The sequence below is a fragment of the Mesorhizobium sp. BH1-1-4 genome, from assembly GCF_020165665.1.
Lineage (GTDB): Bacteria > Pseudomonadota > Alphaproteobacteria > Rhizobiales > Rhizobiaceae > Mesorhizobium.
Genome location: NZ_JAIUIN010000003.1, coordinates 181,752 through 204,247 on the forward strand (window position 1 = coordinate 181,752; position 22,496 = coordinate 204,247).

Consider the following 22,496-nt stretch of genomic DNA (forward strand, 5'->3'; position numbering starts at 1 on the left):
GAATGTCTGAATGGAAGCCGTGGCGGTGGATATCGCATCGGAATGGCGATTGCCATCCCGTGGGGACCGTCACATTCGCATCGCAGAATTCAGGCGGTCGATCATGGTCAAGGCGTGCTGCTTCTTGTCGAGATTGTAGGTATCGGTCTCAGATATCGCGTCCAGCGCCTCGTGCCAAGTGTCCGATAATGTTTTCGCCCTTGCGAGGTCGCCGGCCAGCGCCGCCTGGCTTGCCGCGTCCGACAGAAGGTCCAGCGCGCGACGATTGAAGATGTCGAACTGGATCGCCTGGTCTCTGCCCGCGACGGCCTCGGCCAGGCGATAGGCGCGGCCAATATCGCCCTTACCCGTCGCCACCAGGCCATCGAGTGTCTGCGCGATCTCCAGCCCGCCATACTGCGTCAACAGGATGGCGTTGCGGGCGCTTCCCCCTGCCCGCTCGACCAGTGCGGCTCGCGCGGCCGGATCGTCCGGCGGCGGCTCCGCGGTCTCCAGCACCGCCATCAGTTCGTCGGCGTCGAGCGGCGTCAGCCGCACCACCTGGCAGCGCGAACGGATCGTCGGCAGCAGGCTGCCAGGCGCATGGACGATGAGAATGAACAGGGTTCGTGCCGGCGGCTCCTCGAGATTCTTCAGCAAGGCATTGGCCGCATTGGCATTCATGTCGTCGGCCGGATCGACGATGACCACCCGGTAGCTGCCGTCGTGCGAAGTCAGCGACAGGAAGCGGCTGACCTTGCGGATTTCGTCGACGGTGACGACGGTCTTGAAGCTCTTGGTCTTGTCGTTCAACGGGCGGGTCAGATGCAGCACGCCTGGATGCGCCCCGGTGGCGATCTGGCGAAACAGCGACGAGGCCGGATCGGGAACCGCAAGATTGCCTGGCGCCTGGTCGAAGGCCGGATGCTTCAAAAGGTGGTGGGCGAGATGGAAGGCAAACGTCGCCTTGCCGATCCCGACCGGTCCGGCGAAGATCAGCGCGTGCGGAAGCTTTCCCGCGCGATAGGCGGCGGCGAGCATGGCGGCGGCCTGGCCGTGCCCGACCAGACGCGGCGTTTCGGAAGGTTCCGGCACACCGTCCAGCGTGTCGTGTTGTTCAGGCGCGATGCGTTCGAAGATCATGCGGGTGCGGCCTGCCTGTTGCGCGCGGGTACCCTTGCCTCCAGCGCCGCGAACACGGCCGCGGTGACGACGTCCTCCACCGTGTCCGGATCGGCGGACGCATCGATGACGACGCAGCGTTCCGGCTCGGCCGCCGCGATCGCCAGGAACGCTTCGCGGCGGGCCTGGTGAACGGCCAGCGTCTCCTTTTCGAAGCGGTCGGCATCGGCATCGCTGCCGCGCCGCAATGTCGCGCGCCTCAAACCCTCGGCCGGGTCGATATCGAAGATCAGCGTCATGTCGGGCATCATGCCGTTGATGGCGACCTGTTCCAGCATGGCCATGAAGGCCGGATCGATCCCGCCGGTGACGCCCTGATAGACACGCGAGGAATCGAGGAAGCGGTCGCAAAGCACGATCGAGCCGCGTTCGACCGCCGGCCGGATGACCTGCTCGACATGATCGGAACGCGCGGCGGCGAAGAGCAGTGCTTCCATTTTCGGCCCGAACGGTTCGGCGGCACCCGAAAGCAGCACATGCCGAACCGCTTCGGCGCCCGGCGAGCCGCCCGGTTCGCGCGTGCGCAGCACATCATACTTCTTGGCGCGCATCTTTCTGGCCAGTCGCTCGATCTGTGTCGACTTGCCTGCGCCTTCGCCGCCTTCGAAGGTGATGAAAAATCCGCGCGCCAACCGAGGGCCTTTATTCGTGTTTGAGTGGATTGTTGCGCTCTAGATAGTCCGCGTTCGCGAAAAAATCCATGCCGTAGGTGCTATCGCAGCCAGCCGATCGCCAGCTCCTTGACGGCATCGAGGGCGCGTTGCGGCAACGTGCCGACGCCGATCGACTCGGCGGCGAACAGCGGCGTCTCCTGGCTGAGCGTATCACCAATCCAGACGCGCAGTGCCCCCACCGGCTGCCCCTCCTCCACGGGAGCTGCGACCGGGCCGGTGTAGACGATCCTGGCGGTCAGCTTGTCGCGGTTGGTGATCGGCAGGAAGATGTCGATCGGACCTTTTGCTTTCAACGTCACGCCGGATTTCGCACCGCCAAAGACCTGCGCCTCCCCGACCACCTCATCCTTGGCGAAGATCTCGGTCTTCTCGAACGAACGAACGCCCCAATCGAGCAATTTGCGCGCCTCTTCGGCACGCTCCTTGTCATTGGCCAGCCCGCTCATTGCAGCGACCACCCGCTTGCCGTCGTGGCTGACCGAAGCGACGATGCCGAAGCCGGATGTCTCGCTGGCGCCGACAGCAAGGCCGTCGGCGCCGATATCCATGGCCAGCAGAGGGTTGCGGTTCCTCTGCGAGATCTTGTTCCAGGTGAAATCCTTCAAGCCGTAATACCGATAGAAATCCGGGTATTCGCGCCACAGGTGCAGGCCGAGTTGCGCCAGTTCGCGTACGCTTGTCTGCTGGCCATCGGCCGGCAAGCCGGTCGAATTGACGAAAGTCGACGTCTTGAGGCCAATCTGGCGCGCGCGTTCGGTCATCTCTCCGGCAAAATTGTCCTCGGATCCGGCCATGCCTTCGGCGATGACGATGCAGCCGTCATTGGCGGCCTGCACGGTCACCCCCTGGATCAGGTCCTCGATCCGGATCGCCGATTTGAGCTTGGCGAACATCGTCGAGGTCCCCGATGGCGCGCCACCTTTGCGCCAGGCGTTCTCGCTGACCACGAACGTGTCGTCGAGTTTGAGGCGCCCGGACTTGAGGGCGTTGAAAACCACTTCCATCGTCATCAGCTTGGCCATCGAGGCCGGCGGAATGGGTTTGTCGGCATCTTTCGCAAACAGCACCGTGCCGGTGTCGGCATCGATCATGAAGGCCTGTGCGGCCTTGGTCTCGAAAAGCTGCGCGCGGGCCGGCGAAAGCGTAAGCAGGAGGCTGAGGAGAAAAAAAACGGCAAAAGGCGGAAGCAAGCGAAACTGCATGAAATTCGACCCGTTGGCCGGCCCCTCCGGCGTGCCGAAACTATCGGGCTTTTTCGGCGACGGATCAACTGCCGGCGGCGGCCGGACCTGGATCAGTCGCGCACGGCCAGCGCGTCGGGCGCGCCATGCGACCATGCCGCCTTCAGCAACTCGTCCAGGCCGCCATGACCGTCCGGATAGAGGTTGACCGCGTACCAGTCATTGCCGTCGAGATCGGACCGCTGGATCTCTATTCTGCCGAAGGGCTTCAGTGCCGAGGCCACACGCTTGGCTTCGGCGGCATCGTCGAACGTGCCGGCGGCGACATAGTCGGAGCTGGACGGCGCCGCTTGGCGGCTGGTCTTTTTCCACGACCGCAGTATGTCGGCGGGCGACATGCCGCTGTCGTCCAGCGCGGCAAAGACATCCGCGCGATGGACGCGTTCATCGGCATAGGATAGCGATGCCATGGCAAAGGGCGATTGCGCCGGCAAGCCGATCTCCGGCCGCTCGGGCACAACCGGTCCAAAATCGGGCAGCGGCAGATCGCCGAAGGCCGGCGACTGCGCGGACATCTGTCCCTGCACCGAGGCTCCGGCATCGGTCAGCTGGCCTGGAAACGGCACGGCGGCAGCACCGACAGGAAGGCTTGGCGACGGTCCGTTCATGGCCACCATGACGCCGGTCGGCAAGCCATCCGATGGATCCGGTATCCGGTTGCCTGGATGGTAGGAGGCCATCAAATACTGGTCGTCATTGCCGTCGAGCGGTGCGCGGCCGACATATTCGACCTTCACTTTCGCGGTGCCGACCTTGTCATAGTCGAGCATCTGCGCCGCCCGCTCCGAGACGTCGATGATGCGGCCCTCGTGATAGGGGCCGCGGTCGTTGACGCGCACGATGACCGAACTGCCGGTTTCGAGGTTGGTGACGCGGGCATAGCTGGGCAGCGGCATGGTCGGATGCGCCGCCGTCAGTTGTGCCGTGTCATAGACTTCGCCATTGGCGGTCAGCCGGCCATGAAAGGCATCGCCATACCACGAGGCCAGGCCCACCTTGGCGTACTTCTTGTCTTCCTTGGGATAATACCACTTGCCGCGCACCTGATAGGGCTTGCCAAGCTGGTCGCGGCCGCCGCCGCGCCGCATGAAGGCAACGCGCGGGCTGGCCTTCACGCCATATTCCGTCTCGGCGAAATATTCCTTGGAGCGGGTCTTCTTGTAGACCATGCCTTTCGGCTCGGGCTGCGACGCGCAAGCGGCAAGCAATGCAGCCGACGCCGCAAGCAACGCAACCGTTGCAACGCGACGAAGACGCGGATGCGTCACAGCCTGCATTCTTGAATGCCCCCTAAAGTCTCTACCAAACGACGTCGTATCCGACCACCGGAGGCGCCAAGCGCTCACTCGACAATGTCAACGACGTCTTGGACCCCGATCCTTTGTGCGCAGGAATTGTTTATCACGGTATTAATCGATTGTGGCCGGAACCGGGCAAGATTGTGACGCAGCTTGTCCAGTCCTCGGGTCCCCCCGAGACCCCGCGCTTGATGCAACCGGTTGACAGGCCTTTGCCGGGCACACTAGAGCAGTGGCCGGCAGTCAACGGAGGGATGGCCGAGCGGTTTAAGGCACCGGTCTTGAAAACCGGCGTGGGCGCAAGTTCACCGTGGGTTCGAATCCCACTCCCTCCGCCAGAACCATGTACTTCAATTGCCCCAAGACGGCTATTTGCGCTTGTGACGTAGCCGTTACCTGGCCCGGGAAATCGGTAAGAAAGCCCCAAGCCCACTGGCTGGAACGTTGTACAGATAGGCGCGTTGTCGCGCATGCTCAAAAATATCGCCTTCGCCGCGCTCCTCATACAAGTCGCCGCCGTCTCGGCATTGACCACCCAAACGCTGCTTTTTTCATCGGCGTCCACGCAGGCATCGAACGTTCCGCCCGATGAACCTATCGCCACCGCGAAAGACTGCGCGAAGGCCACCTGGCCGGATTTTCCCCGCTCACTGCGTAAAGCGCGTCCAGGCCCGGAAACTCATCGCCATGACGGCGGATCAATAAAGGGCTAGCAGCAGAAGCCGCAAGCGTTCGCGGTATCAATTCATCTGACGGCGACAGGGGCTAGAGGTGTCGGAAGCCGAGCTGCTGAAAAAGATCGAGCGCCAAATACAAGAGGATTTCAATGCCGATCCGCAAATGTCGTACGAAAGGCAGGGGCTGACGGCCTCACTTCGGCGCGGAGTCGGCATCTGTGCCGTCGCCATGGCGATCATGCTGGTTGGATTGCGTATGGTCGGCCATTTATCACTGAGAAGGCCCCGCCACCCTGAGCAGCCGGGATAAGCCAAGGCCCCGACCTGCTCAATCGGACTGCTGTGTGCGTTCCGCGATGGCAAATGCCTGCAGGTTCCTGGCCTTGCCGATATCCTGATCGGCGTTTGCGATGATCGAGAAGAAGGCCGCTCTCGCAACATCCTTCTTCGAGGCCTTGGGGTGGGCCTTCCGGGCAGCTTTGACAAGCTGCTTGGGAGACATGTCGGGCGTGACGATCCTCATGAGGGTGTCGCCGATCGCACTCATTTCAGTTGCGTCCATGATGGGCGTTCCTGTGCTGACCGTAGTGCCACAATAGCAAGGACAACTCGCGACCGACAATATGGTTCTCGAAATGAAAAACCCCACCGGCAGGGACCGGCAGGGTTAGTCCTGGGAGGACGCGCGTTTCGCTGCGTTCATCAAGCGCGCGCCGACCAGATAGCGTCGGGTTGCGACAAGGATGTGACACCGGCGAGCGCCTTTGTCTCATGACCAGCCTCGCGGGCGCGACCCTGGCGGCCTGCGTCAAGCCTTTGGAAAGGAGACATGTGGTTCTGTCGGAAAGCTGAAGCGCGAGTGGCGCTGGCCAAAGGCAAGGCGATAGAAGCGGTCGAATGGATATCTTTGGCATCAAGGGGCTGTTGATCTGTGCGCTGATCTTCATTCCGGTTGAGCATCTGTTTGCCGAGCGGCCGCAGAAGATCCTGCGCAAGGGCCTGGGCGTGGACTTGATCTATGTGCTGTTCAACGGCCTCGTCATAAAAGCGGCAATAATCCTGATAGCGGCCAACACGCTCGAAGCCGCCGCGATGCTGGTCCCGCAATCGATAACGCAAGCGGTCGGCGGCCAGCCCATCTGGCTGCAGGTCGCCGAAATCATCCTGATCACCGATATCGGCGTCTACTGGGCACACCGCGCGTTTCACGAGATTCCCGCGCTTTGGAAGTTCCATGCGGTTCATCACGGCATCGAGGAACTGGATTGGCTCGGTGCATTCCACTCTCATCCCGTCGACGCCCTGCTCACGAAGGCTATTTCGCTGACACCGATCTTTTTTCTCGGCTTCTCCGAAACCTCGATCGCCGTGTTTTCCGCCATCTACTTCTGGCACACGCTGCTTGTTCATTCGAACTTGCGCATTCCGTTCGGCCCCTTGAAATGGCTGATCGCCAGCCCGCAGTTCCATCGCTGGCACCACGCCAACCAGCGCGAAGCCTATGACAAGAACTTCGCCGGACAGTTGCCCTTCCTCGACGTGGTTTTCGGCACGTACAATGCCACCGGCAATAAGGTGCCCGAAAAGTATGGCGTCGATGATCCTGTGCCCTCCAGCTACTTCGGACAGATCGGCTATCCGCTACGCCCCCGCAGGAAACGACCGAATCCGGCAATGCCGGACAGCGAAGCCCTCCATGAAAGCCAGCCTCCGCGAAACAGCCAGGATCAGGCGGCGATAAGCGCGGTCAATATCGGCGGTTAGGCAACAATCTCGCCCTCGTGTCGACCAATGGCAGGAGAGATTCCCTCGCGGGTGGTCTCGGCGGGTGCCAGCAATAAATGTAGGCCCGGTGTATTTGCCACGAGGCTGTACGGCATGGATTATCGCGACGACGACCTCAAGAAATTCGAAGCGCATGGCGCTGCCCCTTTGCCGGTCGCTACGGAGCAAGGCCAGGTGGAGCACGATGGTGCGAAAATCTGGTATGCGACGTTTGGGACGGGTTATCCCGTGATCCTGTTACATGGTGGCCTCGGCCATAGCGGCAATTGGGGATTTCAGGTCCCCGCATTGGTCAGGCACGGCTATCAGGTCATCACCATCGACAGCCGAGGCCATGGACGCAGCACCCGCGACGAGCGGCCGTACAAATACGAACTGATGGCTTCGGACGTCCTGGCGGTGATGGATCGCCTGCAATTGAACAAGGCTATCGCGGCGGGGTGGAGTGATGGCGCCTGCGTTGCCCTGATCCTTGGCATGAAGGCCGCCGATCGCATCGCGGGTGTGTTCTTCTTCGGTTGCAATATGGATCCCAGCGGGACCAAGGACTTCGAGGCCAGTCCGGTCATCGAGCGGTGTTTCGGCCGGCACAAAAAGGACTATGCCGAGCTGTCGGCCACCCCAGGTCAATTCGATGCGTTTGTCGAAGCTGTCGGCCTGATGATGAAGAGCGAACCCAACTATTACGCGGCCGAACTGGGAAAGATCCGCGTGCCCGTTGCGGTCGTCCAAAGCGAGCACGACGAGTTTATCAAGGACGAGCACGCCACCTATCTGGCTCGCAGCATACCGGCATCGGAATTGATCATGCTGCCCGACGTCAGTCATTTCGCGCCCTTGCAGCGTCCCGAACAGTTTAACCGCGTGCTGTTGGCTTTCGTCGAAAAAATTCATCCTTGAGCCCTGCCACACAGCGTTCCGGATTCCCGCTCTGGCGGGCGCGCGCCACCATCTCCGGGGGGCTTTTCACGCCGAATCGGCTAGATCTTGCGATATGAACGAGACCTCACTCTATGCGCCGGTGAAGCGGTTCCTCGAAAATCTCGACTTCGTCGTGAAAGGGGAAATCGGCGGCTGCGATATCGTCGCGCTACGCGAGGGGGAGCCGCCGATCGTCGTCATCTGCGAGCTGAAGCTGCAGTTCAACCTCGAACTGGTTCTGCAGGGCGTCGACCGTGCGGCTGCGTGCGATGAAGTGTGGCTGGCGGCGCGCATGTCGGCGCGCGGTAAAGGGCGCGAAAGCGATGCCAGGTTCCGCAACCTTTGCCGCCGGCTCGGCTTCGGCTTGATTGGCGTAACCGCCAATGATCGGGTCGAAGTGCTTCTCAGTCCGATCGCCTTGGCGCCTCGTAAGAATGCGCGACGGCGTTCTCGCCTCGTTGACGAGCACCAGCGTCGTCGCGGCGATCCGGTGGCTGGCGGCGGATCGCGCAATCCGATCATGACCGCCTACCGGCAAAGTGCCCTCGCCTGTGCCGCCGCGCTTGCCGACGGCCCCAAACGGCCGCGCGATCTGAAAGTCGTGACGCCGATCGCACCGAAGATTCTGCAGCACAATGTCTATGGCTGGTTCGCAAGGGTCGAGCGCGGTCTCTATGATCTCACGGATGCCGGCCGCGCCTCGCTGCTTCGTTGGCCGCAGATCCCGCACGATGAGGCCCGACACGAGATTTTGATTGCGCCGGACCTCTGAATGCCGGAGTTTGGTGAGCATGAATCGCCGCCGTTGGTTGATTTTTCAGACAAAACATGCTGCTTGTCGCGCCCATGAAGACACTCTGCATGATGGCCATCGCGTCCCTGACGCTGGCTTTTCCGGCCAGTGCGATGGACAATGCCTTGCGCGCCGGACTGATGAAACTTGATCCGCAGACCCGCCTCGAGCAGCGTTGCGATGCCGAAATCCTGGACCGGATCACCCATGATGATCGCAAGTTCAAGGCTGACCGCGTCGTCGCCTACGCCTTCGCGACGCCTGAGATGAGCGCCGACGCGATCCGAAGCCCCGGTGCGGCGTTCCGCAGCAAGGGACAGTGGTACCGGCTGAAATTCAAATGCCAGACGGGGCCGGACCATATGGAAGTCCTGCAACTGCGCTACCGCATCGGCGATGAGATTCCGGAAGCCGACTGGGCGAAGTACAATCTCTACGATTAGTTTTTCGCAGGCCTGCGCCGACATTTGGCTTGCCGCCAGGGTTGTTGAAAATCCCCTGTAATTCCACTGCCACCAAAATGGTTTTCCGGCGTTGTCCGTAGCTGCGACTTGACGCCAGCGGACCGTGCCTTTAGGCCCGTTCGGACGATCGACGACGAACACTCCACGAAGGGCTTCCAGGTCGATGGAAATATTTACCGCCGCTGGCTTTTCGGCTCTCCTTCAGGTCATCGCCATCGACCTTGCGCTGGCGGGCGACAATGCCATCGTCATCGGCCTCGCCGCGGCTGGTCTGCCGGCCAGCCAACGCCAACGCGCCATTCTTGTCGGCATCGCGGCCGCCACGGTTCTCCGCATTTTCTTCGCCCTGATCACGCAATGGCTGCTGACCATCGGGCCGATGCTGCTTATCGGCGGCGGCCTGCTTCTGCTGTGGGTTTGCTGGAAGATGTGGCGCGAATTGCGTGTCAGCCACGACGACGAGCGCGATGCCACCGAGGCGCTGTCGAACGGCGACTTCAACAAGGATGGAGTCGTTGGTGGCAAGGGGCCAAGCAAGACCTTCTCACAGGCCGCCTGGCAGATCGTCATCGCCGACGTCTCGATGTCGCTCGACAATGTGCTCGCCGTGGCGGGCGCGGCGATGAACCATCCGACGGTGCTGATTGTGGGCCTGGCGCTGTCGATCGCATTGATGGGCTTTGCCGCGTCGTTCGTCGCGCGCCTGCTGCACAAATACCGCTGGATTGCCTATATCGGCCTGGTGATCATCCTCTATGTCGCGGTCAAGATGCTGCTGGACGGGGCCGTGCAGCAATTTCCCGAGCATTTCGCCTTCCTGTCACCGTGGTTCGGGTCAAGCGGACACTGAGATACTGAGTGGCGCAAGGGCTCCGTTTGCCTGATTGGGCAAGCCGTGCTATTGCGCCGCCCGAATTGAGCTCCTGCCAGGAGCCATGCAAACCGTTATATTTATATGTTGAGACTGCTCGCCGGATCGGTGTTCCGGTACGCGTCCATTGGAAAATCGCCCATGTCCGCCCCGCGCGTCAGCTTCGTCAGCCTCGGATGCCCCAAAGCCCTTGTCGATTCCGAGCGCATCATCACGCGTTTGCGAGCCGAGGGCTACGAGATCGCTCGCAAGCATGATGGCGCCGACCTCGTCGTCGTCAACACCTGTGGTTTCCTCGATTCCGCCCGCGACGAGTCGCTCAACGCCATCGGCTCCGCGCTTTCGGAAAACGGCAGGGTCATCGTCACCGGCTGCCTGGGCGCCGAGCCGGACGTGATCCGCGAGAAGCACCCCAACGTGCTGGCGATCACCGGGCCACAGGCCTATGAGAGCGTGATGGCCGCCGTGCATGAGGCGGCCCCTCCCTCGCACGATCCCTATATCGACCTCCTGCCACCGCAGGGCGTCAAGCTGACGCCGCGCCACTATGCCTATCTGAAGATCTCGGAAGGCTGCAACAACCGTTGCACCTTCTGCATCATTCCAGCTCTGCGCGGCGATCTCGTTTCACGGCCGGCGGCCGACGTGCTGCGCGAAGCCGAGAAACTGGCCAAGGCCGGCGTCAAGGAACTGCTCGTCATCTCGCAGGACACCAGCGCCTACGGCATCGATATCAAGTACCAGACGTCGATGTTCGGCGACCGTGAAGTGCGGGCGAAGTTCCTCGATCTATCGGAGGAACTGGGCAAGTTCGGGATCTGGGTGCGCATGCACTATGTCTACCCCTACCCGCATGTCGCCGACGTCATCCCGCTGATGGCCGACGGCAAGATCCTCCCCTATCTCGACATCCCGTTCCAGCATGCCTCGCCGCAGGTGCTGAAGAACATGAGGCGTCCGGCGCATGGCGAAAAAACGCTCGAACGCATCCGCGGCTGGCGCGACGTGTGCCCCGATCTCGCCATCCGCTCGACCTTCATCGTCGGCTTCCCCGGCGAAACGGACGACGATTTCGAGATGCTGCTCGACTGGCTGGACGAGGCAAAAATCGACCGTGCCGGCTGCTTCAAATACGAGCCCGTCAGGGGCGCCCGCTCCAACGATCTCGGGCTCGAGCAGGTGCCGCAGGAGGTCAAGGAAGCGCGCTGGCATCGCTTCATGCAGCGCCAGCAGAAGATTTCGGCGACGCAACTGGCCAGGAAGGTTGGCAAGCGCCTTCCAGTGCTGATCGATGAGGCGCATGGCACGTCGGCGAAGGGCCGCACCAAATATGACGCGCCCGAGATCGACGGCTCGGTTCACATCCAATCGCGCCGTCCGATGCGCGCCGGCGACATCGTCACCGTCAAGATCGAGCGCGCCGACGCCTACGACCTCTACGGCTCGGCTGTCTGAGCTGTCCGTCGATTCTCCAGGCAATGAAAAGGGCGCCTCGCGGCGCCCTTTCCTATTCGGAATGTGAAGTGCCGCCTTACTGCGGCAGCTTGTCGTCGACGCCCTTGACGTAAAAATTCATGCCGAGCAGCGTGCCGTCATCGGCGACCTCGCCATCCTTCAGCCACGCCGAGCCGTCCTGCTTGGCGATCGGTCCGGTGAAGGGGTTCCAGCCGCCGGCGATCTTCTTTTCGGTGGCTTCGGCCATCGCCTTCACGTCGTCGGGCATGTTGGTGTAGGGCGCGAGCTTGACCGCGCCGTCCTTGATGCCGAGCCATACATTGTCCGGCTTCCAGCTGCCGTCGATGGCGGCCTGTACGCGGCTGATGTAATACGGACCCCATTCGTCGGTCAGCGATGTCAGCTGCGCGTTCGGCGCGAACTTGATCATGTCGGACGACTGGCCGAAGCCGTGCAGCTTGCGCTCTTCGGCCACCTGCAGGGCGGCGGTCGAGTCGGTGTGCTGGACGATGATGTCGGCCCCCTGGTCGAACAGCGCCTTGGCGGCGTCGGCTTCCTTGCCCGGATCGAACCAGGAGTTCACCCAGACGATCTTGGCCTTGAAGTTCGGATTGATCGACTGCGCGCCGAGCATGAAGGAATTGATGCCCATCACCACTTCCGGGATCGGGAAGGAAACGATGTAACCGGCGACGCCGGACTTCGATTCCTTGGCGGCGATCTGGCCAAGCACGTAGCGGCCCTCATAGAAGCGCGCATTGTAGATGCCGAGATTGTCCCCCGTTTTGTAGCCGGTGGCATGCTCGAACATCACCTTTGGAAACTTCTTGGCGACCTTAACTTCGGCGTCCATGAAACCGAACGAGGTGCCGAAGATGATCTTGCAGCCTTCGCGCGCCAGGCGCTCGAAGGCACGGTCGGCGTCGGGGCCTTCGGAGACGTTCTCCAGATAGGCGGTCTCGACCTTGTCGCCGAGCGCCTTCTCGACTTCGAGCCGGCCCTGGTCATGCTGATAGGAGTAGCCGAAATCGCCGATCGGACCGGTATAGACCCAGCAGGCCTTCAACTTGTCGGCAGCCTCCGCGGACACCGCCAGCGACATTGCGGCGGTCGTGGTCATCAGGGCAATAAGCAGTTTTTTCATTGTGTTACCTCTCTGAGTTAAGCCTTGGAGCTTCCCGTCTTGTTCTTGTTGTCAACGATCCGGAACGAATGGCTGCCCCAGGGATGCCGGCGTGTTCATCATCGTCAGACGCTTGTTGCGCGAGATTAGAACGAGAACCACGACCGTTGCCAGATAGGGCAGAGAAGAAAGCATCTGCGAGGGCACCGGAATGCCAAAAGCCTGTGCATGGAGCTGGCCGATCCACACCGCGCCAAAGATGTAGGCGCCAGCCAGCACCCGCCATGGCCGCCACGACGCGAACACCACCAGCGCCAGCGCGATCCAGCCGCGTCCGGCGGACATGTTCTCGACCCACTGCGGCGTGTAGACCAGCGAAAGGTGGCCGCCGGCCAGACCAGCGCAGGCGCCGCCGAAGATCACAGCGAGGTAGCGGTAGCGGATGACCTTGATGCCGAGCGCGTGCGCCGATGTGTGGCTGTCGCCGATCGAGCGCAGGGTCAGCCCGGTACGCGTCTTGAACAGGAACCACATCACGGCTGATGTCAGCGCGATCGAGATGTAGAAGATAGGATCCTGGCCGAACAGCAGCTTGCCGATTACCGGGATGTCGGTCAGCACAGGAATGTCGAGGTTGGGCAATCTGACACCAGGCTGGCCGACGAAGCTCGTCCCGATCATGCCGGAGAGGCCGAGGCCGAGCAGCGTCAGCGACAGGCCGGTCGCCACCTGGTTGGTGGCCAGGGACAGGGTCATGACGGCAAACAAAAGCGAGAACAGCGCTCCCATGGCGATTGCCGCCAGAAGGCCGATCCAGGGCGAGCCGGTCAGATAGCCGGCTCCGAAGCCGCCGACGGCACCCATGATCATCATGCCTTCGACGCCCAGATTGAGCACGCCGGACCGCTCGACCACCAGTTCGCCGATCGCCGCGATCAACAGCGGTGTCGCCGCCGTGGCGATGGTCAGGAGGATGTTGACGGTGATGTCCATCAGCGGGCTTCCTTCAGCTTGGGCGCGGCCTCGAGCTTCGCGGCGGGTTCCTGTTTCGTCAGCGCCAGGCCGATCAACCGGATGCGGTAATGAATGAGCGTGTCGCAGCCGAGCACGAAGAACAGCAGCATCCCCTGGAACACCCTTGCCACCTTGTCGGAAATGCCGAGCGCGCTCTGCACGGCCTCGCCGCCGAGATAGGTCAGCGCCAGCACCAGACCGGCGCCGATGATGCCGAGCGGATTGAGGCGGCCGAGGAAGGCCACGATAATGGCGGTGAAGCCGTAGCCGGGCGAGATCACCGGCTGAAGCTGGCCGATGGCGCCGGAGACTTCCGAGATGCCGGCAAGACCGGCCAGCGCTCCCGATAGCAGGAAGGCGAAGAACACCATGCGGTTGAGGCCGAAGCCGGCGAAGCGCCCTGCCCTTGGGCTGGAGCCCAGCACGCGAACCTCAAAACCCTTGAGCATGCGGCCCATCAGGATCCAGATCAGCACCGCGGCAACCAGGGCGAACACAAAACCCCAATTGGCGCGCCCGGCATCGGGCATCAGTTCCGGCAGCACGGCCGAGTCACCGAACTGGATCGTCTGCGGAAAGCCGTGTCCCTGCGGATCGCGCCAGGGGCCGCGTACCAGCCAGTCGAGGAAGAGCTGGGCGACATAGACCAGCATCAGGCTGGTCAGGATCTCGTTGGTATTGAACCGCGTCTTGAGCAAGGCCGGGATCGCCGCATAGGCCGCGCCGCCGACCATGCCGAGCAGAAGCATCAGCGGCAGCACCAGCGGGCCTTCGAACTGTGGGAACAGCACCGGAATGGCCGAGCCGAAAATGGCCCCGAAAATGAACTGGCCCTCGGCGCCGATGTTCCAGATGTTGGCCTTGTAGCAGACCGACAGGCCGACGGCGATCAGGATCAGCGGTGCTGCCTTGATGGCCAGCTCATGCAACTGCCAGACCTGGCTGATAGGCTCGATGAAATAGATCTTGAAGGCATTGAGCGGATTGACGCCGAGCAGCGCGAACAGAATCGCGCCGGCGATGATGGTCAGCGCGAAGGCGATGAAGGGCGACAGCATCGAAAACAGCGCCGAGCGCTGCGGGCGTTTGACGAGTTCGAGGCGCATCATGCCGTCTCCAGCGTATGTTCGGCGTGGCCAGGCTCGGCGCCGCCCATCAGCAAGCCGACCTTCTCGAAAGTCGCTTCGGCGATCGGCATCGGCCTGGACAATTCGCCATTGTGCATGACCGCGATCGCGTCGGATATCTCGAACAACTCGTCCAGATCCTGGCTGATCACCAGCACCGCCGATCCGCTGCGCGACAGTTCGATCAGCGCCTGGCGGATGTGGGCGGCGGCGCCAGCATCGACGCCCCATGTCGGCTGGTTCACCACCATGACGCTTGGCCGGCGGTCGAGCTCACGGCCGACGATGAACTTCTGCAGATTGCCGCCTGAAAGTGCTGCCGCTTCGGGATCCGGTGCGCTCTTGCGCACATCCATCGCCTCGATGATGCGTTGCGAGGCGGCGTAGACGGCGCCGCTCTTGACCATGCCGCCGGTGCCGACAAAAGCCTTGCCGTCCGTGGCATGGCGCGACAGCAGGAGGTTTTCGGAGAGTTTCATGCGTGGCGCGGCACCGTGGCCGAGACGCTCTTCCGGGACGAAAGCGGCTCCCAGCAGGCGCCGCCCGGTGATGGTGAGGCCGCCGGCGTCCTTGCCGCGAATGCGCACCGAGGCGCCATCCTGCTGCAAAACCTCGCCCGAGACGGATTCGAAGAACTCACCCTGGCCATTGCCGGCGACACCGGCAATGCCGATCACCTCGCCAGCGCGGACATTGAGGCTGATGTTCTTGAGCGGAATGGAAAACGGCGTTGCCGGCTTGCGATCGAGGCCTCGGATTTCGAGCAGCGGCCGCGCGGTCTCGATGCCCTCGACCGGCGCCCGCACCACGGCCTGCACCTCGCTGCCGACCATCATGCGGGCAAGCGAACCGGCGGTCTCCTCGCGCGGGTTGCAGTGACCGACCACCTTGCCGTGCCGCAGCACGGTGGCGCGGTCGCAGATGCGTTTGACCTCTTCGAGCCGGTGCGAAATGTAGAGGATCGATTTGCCTTCCGCGCGCAGCCGCTCCAGCGTCTCGAACAGCTTGTCGGCTTCCTGCGGCGTCAGCACCGATGTCGGCTCGTCCAGGATGATGAGTTGCGGCGTCTGCAGTAGGCAGCGAATGATCTCGATGCGCTGGCGCTCGCCGACCGACAGGTCGCCGACCAGCGATTCCGGATCGAGCGGCAGGCCGTAGCTGTAGGAAAGCGCCCTCGCCTTTGCCGCGATGCTGCTGATCGGGGAACCGTCGTCCAAGGAAAGCGCGATGTTCTCGGCGGCCGTCAGCGCCTCGAACAGCGAAAAATGCTGGAACACCATGCCGATGCCGAGCTTCTTGGCGACGCCGGGGCTGGTGATCCGCACCACCTGGCCGTTCCAGAAAATCTCGCCGGAATTGGGTTCCAGCGAGCCGAACAGCATCTTGACCAGCGTCGATTTGCCCGCGCCATTCTCGCCTAGCAAAGCGTGGATTTCGCCTTTGGCTATGTTGAGGTCGATATGATCGCACGCTGTCAGCGTGCCGAATATCTTGGTCAGGCCACGAACCTCGAGCAGGTTCGCCCCATCATGATTTGCACTCACAGTGCCTCCCATCCGGATTGCCGGACATGTTCTGTGTTCCCGCAAACATCGTATGCGCGGCCGGCTCTCATGCGAAAGCAGCACCCAACTTGAAAGAGCTTCAAGAATTTCAGCGGAAACTCAAGGGCAAAGATTAGTCCTCTTCGCACAAGAGCGTGGCACGCCACTTTTCCTGTGCAACCATGCCCGCGGTTGCGGCAGTGCGCTGAAAACCAAGGCAGACTTCCGTCAGGGAACCAGGATGGTCGTGCCTGTCGTTCTACGTCCCTCGAGATCCGCGTGCGCTTTGCCGGCGTCCTTCAGAGCATAGCGCTGATTGATCTTGATCTCGACGGCACCGCTGAGCACGACCTCGAACAGCGCCGCTGCGGACGCATCGAGATCCTCGCGTTTCGCATTGTAGACGAACAGCGTCGGCCTGGTGGCGAACAGCGAGCCCTTCTGCGCCAGCAGCGACATCGAGAATGGCGGAATCGGGCCTGAGGATTGGCCGAAGCTGACGAACATGCCGAGCGGCTTCAGGCAGTCGAGCGAGGCTGGAAATGTGTCGTTACCCACCGAATCGTAGACCACATCGCATTTCCTGCCACCGGTGATGGCGGCGACGCCGGCGACGAAATCCTGCTCCTTGTAGTTGATGACGTGGTCGAAGCCGTGGGCTTTGGCGAGCTCGATCTTGTCAGTGGAACTGGCGGTGCCGATGACGGTTGCTCCCAGATGCTTCGCCCATTGGCCCAGGATGAGCCCGACGCCACCGGCCGCGGCATGAAACAGGATGGTGTCGCCTGCCTTCACCTTGAAGGTCCGGCGCAGCAGATATTCCGCCGTCATGCCCTTCAGCATCATGGCGGCGGCCTGTTCGTCGCTGATGCCGTCCGGCACCTTGACGACCTTGCTGGCATCGATGACGCGCTCTTGCGCATAGGCGCCCGTCGTCACCGCATAGGCAATCCGGTCGCCCGGCTTCAGCCAGTCGACGCCCTGACCGACTTCCAGCACCACGCCGGCGGCTTCACTGCCGGGAATGAGCGGAAATCCGCCGGGCGGTGGATAGAGGCCCGAGCGATGATAGACATCGATGAAGTTGAGACCGATCGCGGTATGCCTGATCAGGATCTGCCCGGAACCCGGTTGGCCGGGATCGGCGTCCTCGTAGGTCAGGACTTCGGGGCTGCCATTGGCGTGGATGCGGATGGCTTTGGACATGGAGAGGATTCCTTGAAGAGAGGCTGATCAGGCCTTTTTGGCACCGAGGTTTGGAAAGAACTGCATGATGCCGCCAATGCAGGCCAAATAGAGCCCGGTGATGGTGATGCCGATCTTGGTGAAAGTGCCGACCTGCTCGCCCAGCACGCCGATCTGGTCGTAGAAGGCGGCGAGCGCCGCCTGCGCGAGCGCGAGCGCGCCGAAGGCGCACCACAATAGCGTCATGCCGAGATTGAGCGGCCGCAGCCGCACCACCCGCACCGGATGGATGAAGTTTATCGGGACGAACGTCAGAACGCCGGCCACCACCACCACCGCGAACGAAACCCATTGTCCCGGTTCGATGACGAACAGCGTGAACACCACCATGTTCCAGACCACGGGGAATCCTTTGAAGAAATTCTCCTTCGTCTTCATGCCGGTGTCGGCATAGTAGATCGCGCTGGAGACGACGATGATCGCCGCCGACAGGAACGACAGGCCCTCGCCCATGAAACCGCGTTGATAGAGCGCGAAGGCCGGGATCAGCACGTAGGTCACATAGTCGATAATGTTGTCGAGGAGTTCGCCCGACCATGTCGGCAGGATCTCCTTGACCTCCAGCTTTCGGGCGATCGGCCCGTCGATACCATCGACGAACAGCGCCAGGCCGAGCCACCAGAACATGGCGGTCCAGCGCTCCTCGCTCGCCGCCACCAGCGACAGGAAAGCCAGGAACGAACCGGAGGCGGTCAGCAGATGCACCGAAAAGGCGCGCGCCTGCGGCCAGGTGACCTTCTTCTTCGGCCGCGGAATCCGTTCGGTGATCTTCCCGGCGATCTTTCGGGCCTTTGTGTTCTTGCTCACGGGCCCCGCCAATCCAGCTTGCATATCTCGGCCGAGCGGCCGGCGAAATTCCAGTTGCGGCCAAAGGCGCGCATCTTGCTCTTGTCGGACCGGGCCACGATGATCTCCGGCGCGATCCAGTATTCGGAATTGGTGATTACCGTATCCTTCTCGCGGTCCTTGCCCGCGATTGGCGTGACCGCGCCGTCGATGATCTTCGGTATCTGGAAAATACGCGTCTTGTCCCGCGTCTCGTAGGTGATCGGCACCTGTTCTACGCCTAGGAATTTGCCGACCAGGATCGACAGCAGCGACGTGGTCCCGCCGGCCTTGCCGGTGAAGATCTTGGTCAATGCCTTGACCGCGTAGATCGAGGCTCTGCTGTCGATGAACAGGCCCGCGGTCCAGTTGCCGCGGCTCATGTAACCGGGGATTTCCATGATCAGCCCAAGATTGAGACCGGACAGGTCGACCTCACCGAAATGACCGGCGTCGATACGAAAACCCGCCCAGGTCTGGCAATAGCCCTCGGTCGGAGGGTGACTGCCGAGCGACAGCACGCAAGGGCAGAAAACCGTGCAATTGCAGGAGAGTACGAGCTCCCCTTTCATTGCCCAGCCCGGATCAGTCATCGAATTCCCCCCAGTCGCAGCGAGACTACTAGCAGCGCGGCTGCCCAGACAAGCAGTATCGCACCAGCCAGTCGGGTTGGAAGACTGCCCGTCGTCTGTTTTTCAATCAGGGTGAACACGCCGATCAGCGCCATCCAGAAGATGTTCATCACGCCCACGGCGAACATCACCAGCATCAATGCCCAACAGCATCCCAGACACCAGATACCTTGCGCGACGCCGAGCCGGAAGACACGGGTGGGTCGTGCGCTCCAGTTCGAAAACAGGATCGAGAACGGATTCCGGCACTTCGTCAGGCAGGCCTCTTTGAGGCCGCTGAACTGGTAGAGGCCGGCAAGCAGCAAGGCGAGCCCACCGGCAACGCCAAGCACCGGATCGAACATCCCTTCGGAACCGGCCAATGCGTGCACGGCAAGTGTCAGTGCCGCAAACAGCATCGAGGCGGCGAACCAGACGCTGAGGTAGCCGGCAACCAGCACAAGCGGATGGACGACTGGCTCCCCCTTGATCCGCGCCGTATCGGCGATCTCGCAATAGGTGCGGATCATTGGCGCGGCGGACGGCAGCATAGCGGCGATCGCCATCAAAAACCACATCAGGGTGAGCGCCAGGGCGCGCGGACCGATGCTTCCACCCAGCGGCGCTGGTGAAAGGCAGAGTGCGAAGAACCGTTCGAGAACGGCCGGCAACGGCAGGTGCGGCAGGCCGCGCAGCAGAGTATCGCCGGGCGCCCCGCCCCAGGCCTCGGCGCCCCGAATCGCCATCGCGGCAAGCAGCAGCCAGGCCAGTGCTATGCCCGCACCAACGACGACGTTGACCGTCAGGCGCGGGTTGCGCGCAATATCAGCCGTGGCGCGGCCGGCGCGGTCGAGATGGCTGAAGTCGTCCTGTTGGCCGGTCATGACACTCGAATGGGCCGAATCGTCGCGTTGATCAAGCCGCATGATCTGACCTATATGCTCAACGACTGGCAGGTCTGATGGGCCGCCTCGCATCGCAAGCCGGAAGCCGATCTTGGAGCATCAGAAAACAGAGCGGATACTGATCGCCGGCACTGGGCCGGCGGGATTGATCGCCGCGCTCGCGTTCGCTGGCGCCGGGTTCCCGGTGACGCTTGTCGGCCCCGATGCTTTGGCCCCCGATGGCCGCACGACGGCGCTCATGAACCCTGCCCTCAAAGTGCTTGAGCGGCTTGATGTCCTCGAAGACATCAAGCCCAGGGCCGCCCCCTTGAAAATGATGCGCATCGTCGATGCGACCAGCCGGTTGATCCGCAGCTCCGTCGTCACCTTCCGCGCCAGCGAGATCGACGAGGACCAGTTTGGCCTGAACCTGCCCAACAGCGTCCTTGGGCCGGCGCTTGCCGGCAAGGTGGCCGCGCATTCCGGAATCGAATGGCGCAGATCGATGGTGAAGGCCTGGCATCTCGGCGCCGACAGCGCCCATGCCGACCTCGCCGACGGCAGCGAGGTCAGCGCATCGCTCGCGGTCGCCGCCGATGGACGCCAGTCGCCGGCCCGCGTGGCGGCGGGCATTTCGACCGCCTCGCGCTCCTACCCACAGGCAGCGCTGGTGCTCAATTTCCATCATAGCCGCGACCATGCCTTCATCTCGACGGAGTTCCACACCGAGACCGGCCCGTTCACGCAGGTTCCGCTGCCCGGAAATCGCTCGAGCCTCGTCTGGGTGGTGAAGCCCGAGACCGCCAATGAACTCGCCGCATTGGACGATGCAACGCTTTCGCTTCGGGTCGAGAATCAAATGCAATCGATGCTCGGTCGGGTCTCGGTCGAGCCAGGCCGCCAAATCTATCCGCTTTCGACCGCCACCCCCCTTCGGTTCGCGCGCGAACGGGTAGCGCTTGTTGGCGAGGCGGCCCATGTCTTCCCGCCGATCGGCGCGCAAGGTCTCAACCTTGGCATCAGGGACATCGACGATCTGGTTGAAATCGCAGCTGAAAATCGCGAAGATCCCGGCGCCACGAAAGCGCTTGCAGCCTACGATTTCAAACGCCGGCCAGATATTCTGGCGCGCAGCACCGCGGTCAATCTGCTCAACATGTCGCTTCTTTCCGACATGCTGCCGGCGCAGATGGCACGCGGCGCTGGCCTCGGCGTGCTTGGCGGCTTTGCGCCGCTACGCGCCTTCTTCATGCGGGAAGGACTTCGTCCCGGCAGCGGCTTTGCCGCACTTGGCGGCGGTCTAGGGAAACAGGTCTGGCGCTAGGACGCCGTGGCGGATCAGATAAAGCAGCCCTGTTACCGTCGCCACCGAGAGGCAGGTCGTGATCAATATGCTCGCGGAGGCGCGCTGCACCCAGACGCCATATTGCTGGGCAATGACGAAGACATTGGTTGCGGTCGGCAACGCCGCCAGAAGCACCGCCGAAAACACCCAGGTCCCGGAGAAATTGCCGATCCAACTCAACATTACATAGCACAGCAGCGGATGCAGGATCAGTTTCAGCACCGCGATCGCACCCACCTCATGCGGCACCCGGTTGAGGGGCCTTAGCGCAAGCGTGACGCCCATGGCGAACAGCGCGCAAGGTGCGGCGGCCCGGGAAAGATATTCCAGGAACCGATCCGCCGCCACGGGTGGTCTGAAGCCGATATAGGCGGCGCCGACGCCGAGCGCGGTCGCGATGATGAACGGATGCAGCACAATCTTGCGCAAGACGCCCAGCACAAGCCTAGACGGAGCCGTCTTTTCGGCGCCCGACAGCGCCATCATCATCGGCGCGATGGCAAAATGCATGATGTTTTCGAAGCAGAATATCAGGGCGACCGGCACGGCCGCCTCTTCGCCGAAAGCCAGCAGCGCCAACCCGGGACCCATATAGCCGATGTTGCCATAGGCCGCCGCCAGCGCCTTGATGGTCGACTGCGCGATCTCGCCGCGCGACAGCAGGACGGATCCCACGAACATCAACGAGAATATCAGATAGGTCGAAACGACCGAGCCGAAAATGAAACGCCACTCCGTCAAATTTTCGAACGGCGTCTTGGCAAGCAGTTGGAAGAACAGCGCCGGCAGCGCGACATAAACGATGAAGGTGTTCATCCAGCCGAGCGCTTCCAGCGGCTGCCTGGTGATGCGCGCAACCAGGAAACCCACGAAAATCAGGCCGAAGAACGGAAGAACAAGACCGACGACGTCAGACATTTGAACGCTTGGCTAGAAACCTTCATACGGGGCTAGCCCGTAGCTTAAAGGCGCGTCAAGCGTGCCGGGATTGAATTGACTCGGAGTCTGCGCCAGATAAAGCCAAGGAATTCAGTGGTGAGTACGATGAAAACGGCCAAATTCGCGATCGGACAGGTGGTTCGCCACCGGTTGTTTCCATTCCGAGGCATTATTTTCGACGTCGATCCGCAATTCGCCAACACCGACGAATGGTACGAGGCCATTCCAGCCGACGTGCGGCCGCGCAAGGACCAGCCGTTCTATCATCTGCTCGCCGAGAATTCGGAGACCGAATACATCGCCTACGTGTCCGAGCAGAATCTGCTCGAGGATCAGTCGGGGGAGCCGGTCCGCCACCCGCAGATCAAGGAGATGTTCGACAAGAAGCCGGATGGGCGCTACGCGCCGAAACGGCAATCCAGGCACTGACCGCCCGAGACATGCGGCATTCCGGGAACGAAAAAAGCGGGGCAAAGGACCCCGCTTTTTCTTGGCTTGA

24 protein-coding genes and 1 tRNA gene are annotated in these 22,496 nt (G+C 62.2%); 11 read left to right on the top strand and 14 right to left on the bottom strand.

The window, feature by feature from the left end; genetic code table 11:
* Window positions 1-69: 69 nt before the first annotated feature.
* From LB569_RS07325 to LB569_RS07340, 4 genes are all read right to left on the bottom strand, one after another.
* Complete coding sequence (locus LB569_RS07325; RefSeq protein WP_224691630.1) at window positions 70-1,122, bottom strand: DNA polymerase III subunit delta'; 1,053 nt, start codon at window positions 1,120-1,122, stop codon at window positions 70-72.
* Window positions 1,119-1,793 (bottom strand): dTMP kinase, encoded by a 675-nt coding sequence (tmk, locus tag LB569_RS07330; protein ID WP_224691631.1) that lies wholly within the window; start codon window positions 1,791-1,793, stop codon window positions 1,119-1,121. The genes LB569_RS07325 and tmk overlap by 4 nt, the downstream gene beginning before the upstream one ends.
* Before the next feature lie 80 nt (window positions 1,794-1,873).
* Window positions 1,874-3,037, bottom strand: coding sequence for a D-alanyl-D-alanine carboxypeptidase family protein (locus LB569_RS07335; RefSeq protein ID WP_224691895.1), 1,164 nt, complete (start codon window positions 3,035-3,037; stop codon window positions 1,874-1,876).
* Window positions 3,038-3,129: 92 nt separating this feature from the next.
* Window positions 3,130-4,353, bottom strand: coding sequence for a septal ring lytic transglycosylase RlpA family protein (locus LB569_RS07340; RefSeq protein ID WP_140701190.1), 1,224 nt, complete (start codon window positions 4,351-4,353; stop codon window positions 3,130-3,132).
* A 269-nt stretch (window positions 4,354-4,622) separates the two neighbouring features.
* Here LB569_RS07340 and LB569_RS07345 point away from each other — a divergent pair.
* From LB569_RS07345 to LB569_RS07355, 3 genes are all read left to right on the top strand, one after another.
* Window positions 4,623-4,712, top strand: a tRNA-Ser gene (locus LB569_RS07345).
* A gap of 132 nt (window positions 4,713-4,844) precedes the next feature.
* The gene (locus tag LB569_RS07350) at window positions 4,845-5,087 is read left to right on the top strand and encodes a hypothetical protein (protein WP_224691632.1); all 243 of its coding nucleotides are present in this window, start codon (window positions 4,845-4,847) and stop codon (window positions 5,085-5,087) included.
* 58 nt (window positions 5,088-5,145) lie between these two features.
* Window positions 5,146-5,361 (top strand): hypothetical protein, encoded by a 216-nt coding sequence (locus tag LB569_RS07355; protein ID WP_140701192.1) that lies wholly within the window; start codon window positions 5,146-5,148, stop codon window positions 5,359-5,361.
* Between the two features lie 18 nt (window positions 5,362-5,379).
* Here the strand turns inward: LB569_RS07355 and LB569_RS07360 are convergent, their stop codons facing one another.
* Window positions 5,380-5,613 carry a hypothetical protein gene (locus LB569_RS07360; protein WP_224691633.1) on the bottom strand — a complete coding sequence of 78 codons (234 nt, stop codon included), beginning with the start codon at window positions 5,611-5,613 and terminating at the stop codon, window positions 5,380-5,382.
* A gap of 335 nt (window positions 5,614-5,948) precedes the next feature.
* Here LB569_RS07360 and LB569_RS07365 point away from each other — a divergent pair, with 335 nt between their 5' ends.
* From LB569_RS07365 to rimO, 6 genes are all read left to right on the top strand, one after another.
* Window positions 5,949-6,815, top strand: a complete 867-nt coding sequence (locus LB569_RS07365) for a sterol desaturase family protein (RefSeq protein WP_224691634.1) — start codon at window positions 5,949-5,951, stop codon at window positions 6,813-6,815.
* Between the two features lie 114 nt (window positions 6,816-6,929).
* Window positions 6,930-7,736, top strand: a complete 807-nt coding sequence (locus LB569_RS07370) for an alpha/beta fold hydrolase (RefSeq protein WP_224691635.1) — start codon at window positions 6,930-6,932, stop codon at window positions 7,734-7,736.
* Window positions 7,737-7,830: 94 nt separating this feature from the next.
* Window positions 7,831-8,529, top strand: a complete 699-nt coding sequence (locus LB569_RS07375) for a DUF2161 domain-containing phosphodiesterase (RefSeq protein ID WP_224534629.1) — start codon at window positions 7,831-7,833, stop codon at window positions 8,527-8,529.
* A 56-nt stretch (window positions 8,530-8,585) separates the two neighbouring features.
* Entirely contained in the window at window positions 8,586-8,993 is a 408-nt protein-coding gene (locus LB569_RS07380) for a DUF930 domain-containing protein (RefSeq protein WP_181173525.1), read from the top strand.
* A gap of 184 nt (window positions 8,994-9,177) precedes the next feature.
* Window positions 9,178-9,864 carry a TerC family protein gene (locus tag LB569_RS07385; RefSeq protein ID WP_140701202.1) on the top strand — a complete coding sequence of 229 codons (687 nt, stop codon included), beginning with the start codon at window positions 9,178-9,180 and terminating at the stop codon, window positions 9,862-9,864.
* Window positions 9,865-10,026: 162 nt separating this feature from the next.
* On the top strand, window positions 10,027-11,340 hold the full coding sequence (rimO, locus tag LB569_RS07390; protein WP_224691636.1) for a 30S ribosomal protein S12 methylthiotransferase RimO: 1,314 nt from the start codon (window positions 10,027-10,029) through the stop codon (window positions 11,338-11,340).
* Window positions 11,341-11,416: 76 nt separating this feature from the next.
* Here rimO and LB569_RS07395 read toward each other — a convergent pair whose 3' ends face one another.
* From LB569_RS07395 to LB569_RS07430, 8 genes are all read right to left on the bottom strand, one after another.
* Window positions 11,417-12,484 carry a BMP family ABC transporter substrate-binding protein gene (locus LB569_RS07395; RefSeq protein ID WP_140701204.1) on the bottom strand — a complete coding sequence of 356 codons (1,068 nt, stop codon included), beginning with the start codon at window positions 12,482-12,484 and terminating at the stop codon, window positions 11,417-11,419.
* Between the two features lie 51 nt (window positions 12,485-12,535).
* Window positions 12,536-13,456: an ABC transporter permease gene (locus LB569_RS07400; protein ID WP_224691637.1), complete on the bottom strand. Its 921-nt coding sequence runs from the start codon at window positions 13,454-13,456 to the stop codon at window positions 12,536-12,538.
* Window positions 13,456-14,586, bottom strand: coding sequence for an ABC transporter permease (locus LB569_RS07405; RefSeq protein WP_140701208.1), 1,131 nt, complete (start codon window positions 14,584-14,586; stop codon window positions 13,456-13,458). Before LB569_RS07405 ends, LB569_RS07400 begins: the two co-directional genes overlap by 1 nt.
* Window positions 14,583-16,160 (bottom strand): ABC transporter ATP-binding protein, encoded by a 1,578-nt coding sequence (locus tag LB569_RS07410; RefSeq protein ID WP_224691638.1) that lies wholly within the window; start codon window positions 16,158-16,160, stop codon window positions 14,583-14,585. Before LB569_RS07410 ends, LB569_RS07405 begins: the two co-directional genes overlap by 4 nt.
* 216 nt (window positions 16,161-16,376) lie before the next feature.
* Window positions 16,377-17,354, bottom strand: a complete 978-nt coding sequence (locus tag LB569_RS07415) for a quinone oxidoreductase family protein (RefSeq protein ID WP_224691639.1) — start codon at window positions 17,352-17,354, stop codon at window positions 16,377-16,379.
* A gap of 27 nt (window positions 17,355-17,381) precedes the next feature.
* On the bottom strand, window positions 17,382-18,200 hold the full coding sequence (pcsA, locus tag LB569_RS07420) for a phosphatidylcholine synthase (protein WP_224534634.1): 819 nt from the start codon (window positions 18,198-18,200) through the stop codon (window positions 17,382-17,384).
* Complete coding sequence (locus LB569_RS07425; protein ID WP_140701216.1) at window positions 18,197-18,811, bottom strand: DUF1326 domain-containing protein; 615 nt, start codon at window positions 18,809-18,811, stop codon at window positions 18,197-18,199. The genes pcsA and LB569_RS07425 overlap by 4 nt, the downstream gene beginning before the upstream one ends.
* Window positions 18,808-19,713, bottom strand: coding sequence for a DUF2182 domain-containing protein (locus LB569_RS07430; RefSeq protein ID WP_224691640.1), 906 nt, complete (start codon window positions 19,711-19,713; stop codon window positions 18,808-18,810). The genes LB569_RS07425 and LB569_RS07430 overlap by 4 nt, the downstream gene beginning before the upstream one ends.
* 112 nt (window positions 19,714-19,825) lie before the next feature.
* Here LB569_RS07430 and LB569_RS07435 point away from each other — a divergent pair, with 112 nt between their 5' ends.
* Window positions 19,826-21,037, top strand: a complete 1,212-nt coding sequence (locus LB569_RS07435; RefSeq protein ID WP_224691641.1) for a UbiH/UbiF family hydroxylase — start codon at window positions 19,826-19,828, stop codon at window positions 21,035-21,037.
* Here the strand turns inward: LB569_RS07435 and LB569_RS07440 are convergent.
* Window positions 21,014-21,976, bottom strand: a complete 963-nt coding sequence (locus LB569_RS07440) for an AEC family transporter (RefSeq protein WP_224691642.1) — start codon at window positions 21,974-21,976, stop codon at window positions 21,014-21,016. The genes LB569_RS07435 and LB569_RS07440 overlap by 24 nt on opposite strands.
* Before the next feature lie 126 nt (window positions 21,977-22,102).
* Between LB569_RS07440 and hspQ the strand changes: the two genes are divergently transcribed.
* Entirely contained in the window at window positions 22,103-22,426 is a 324-nt protein-coding gene (gene hspQ, locus LB569_RS07445; protein ID WP_027142695.1) for a heat shock protein HspQ, read from the top strand.
* The last annotated feature ends 70 nt before the right edge of the window (window positions 22,427-22,496 follow it).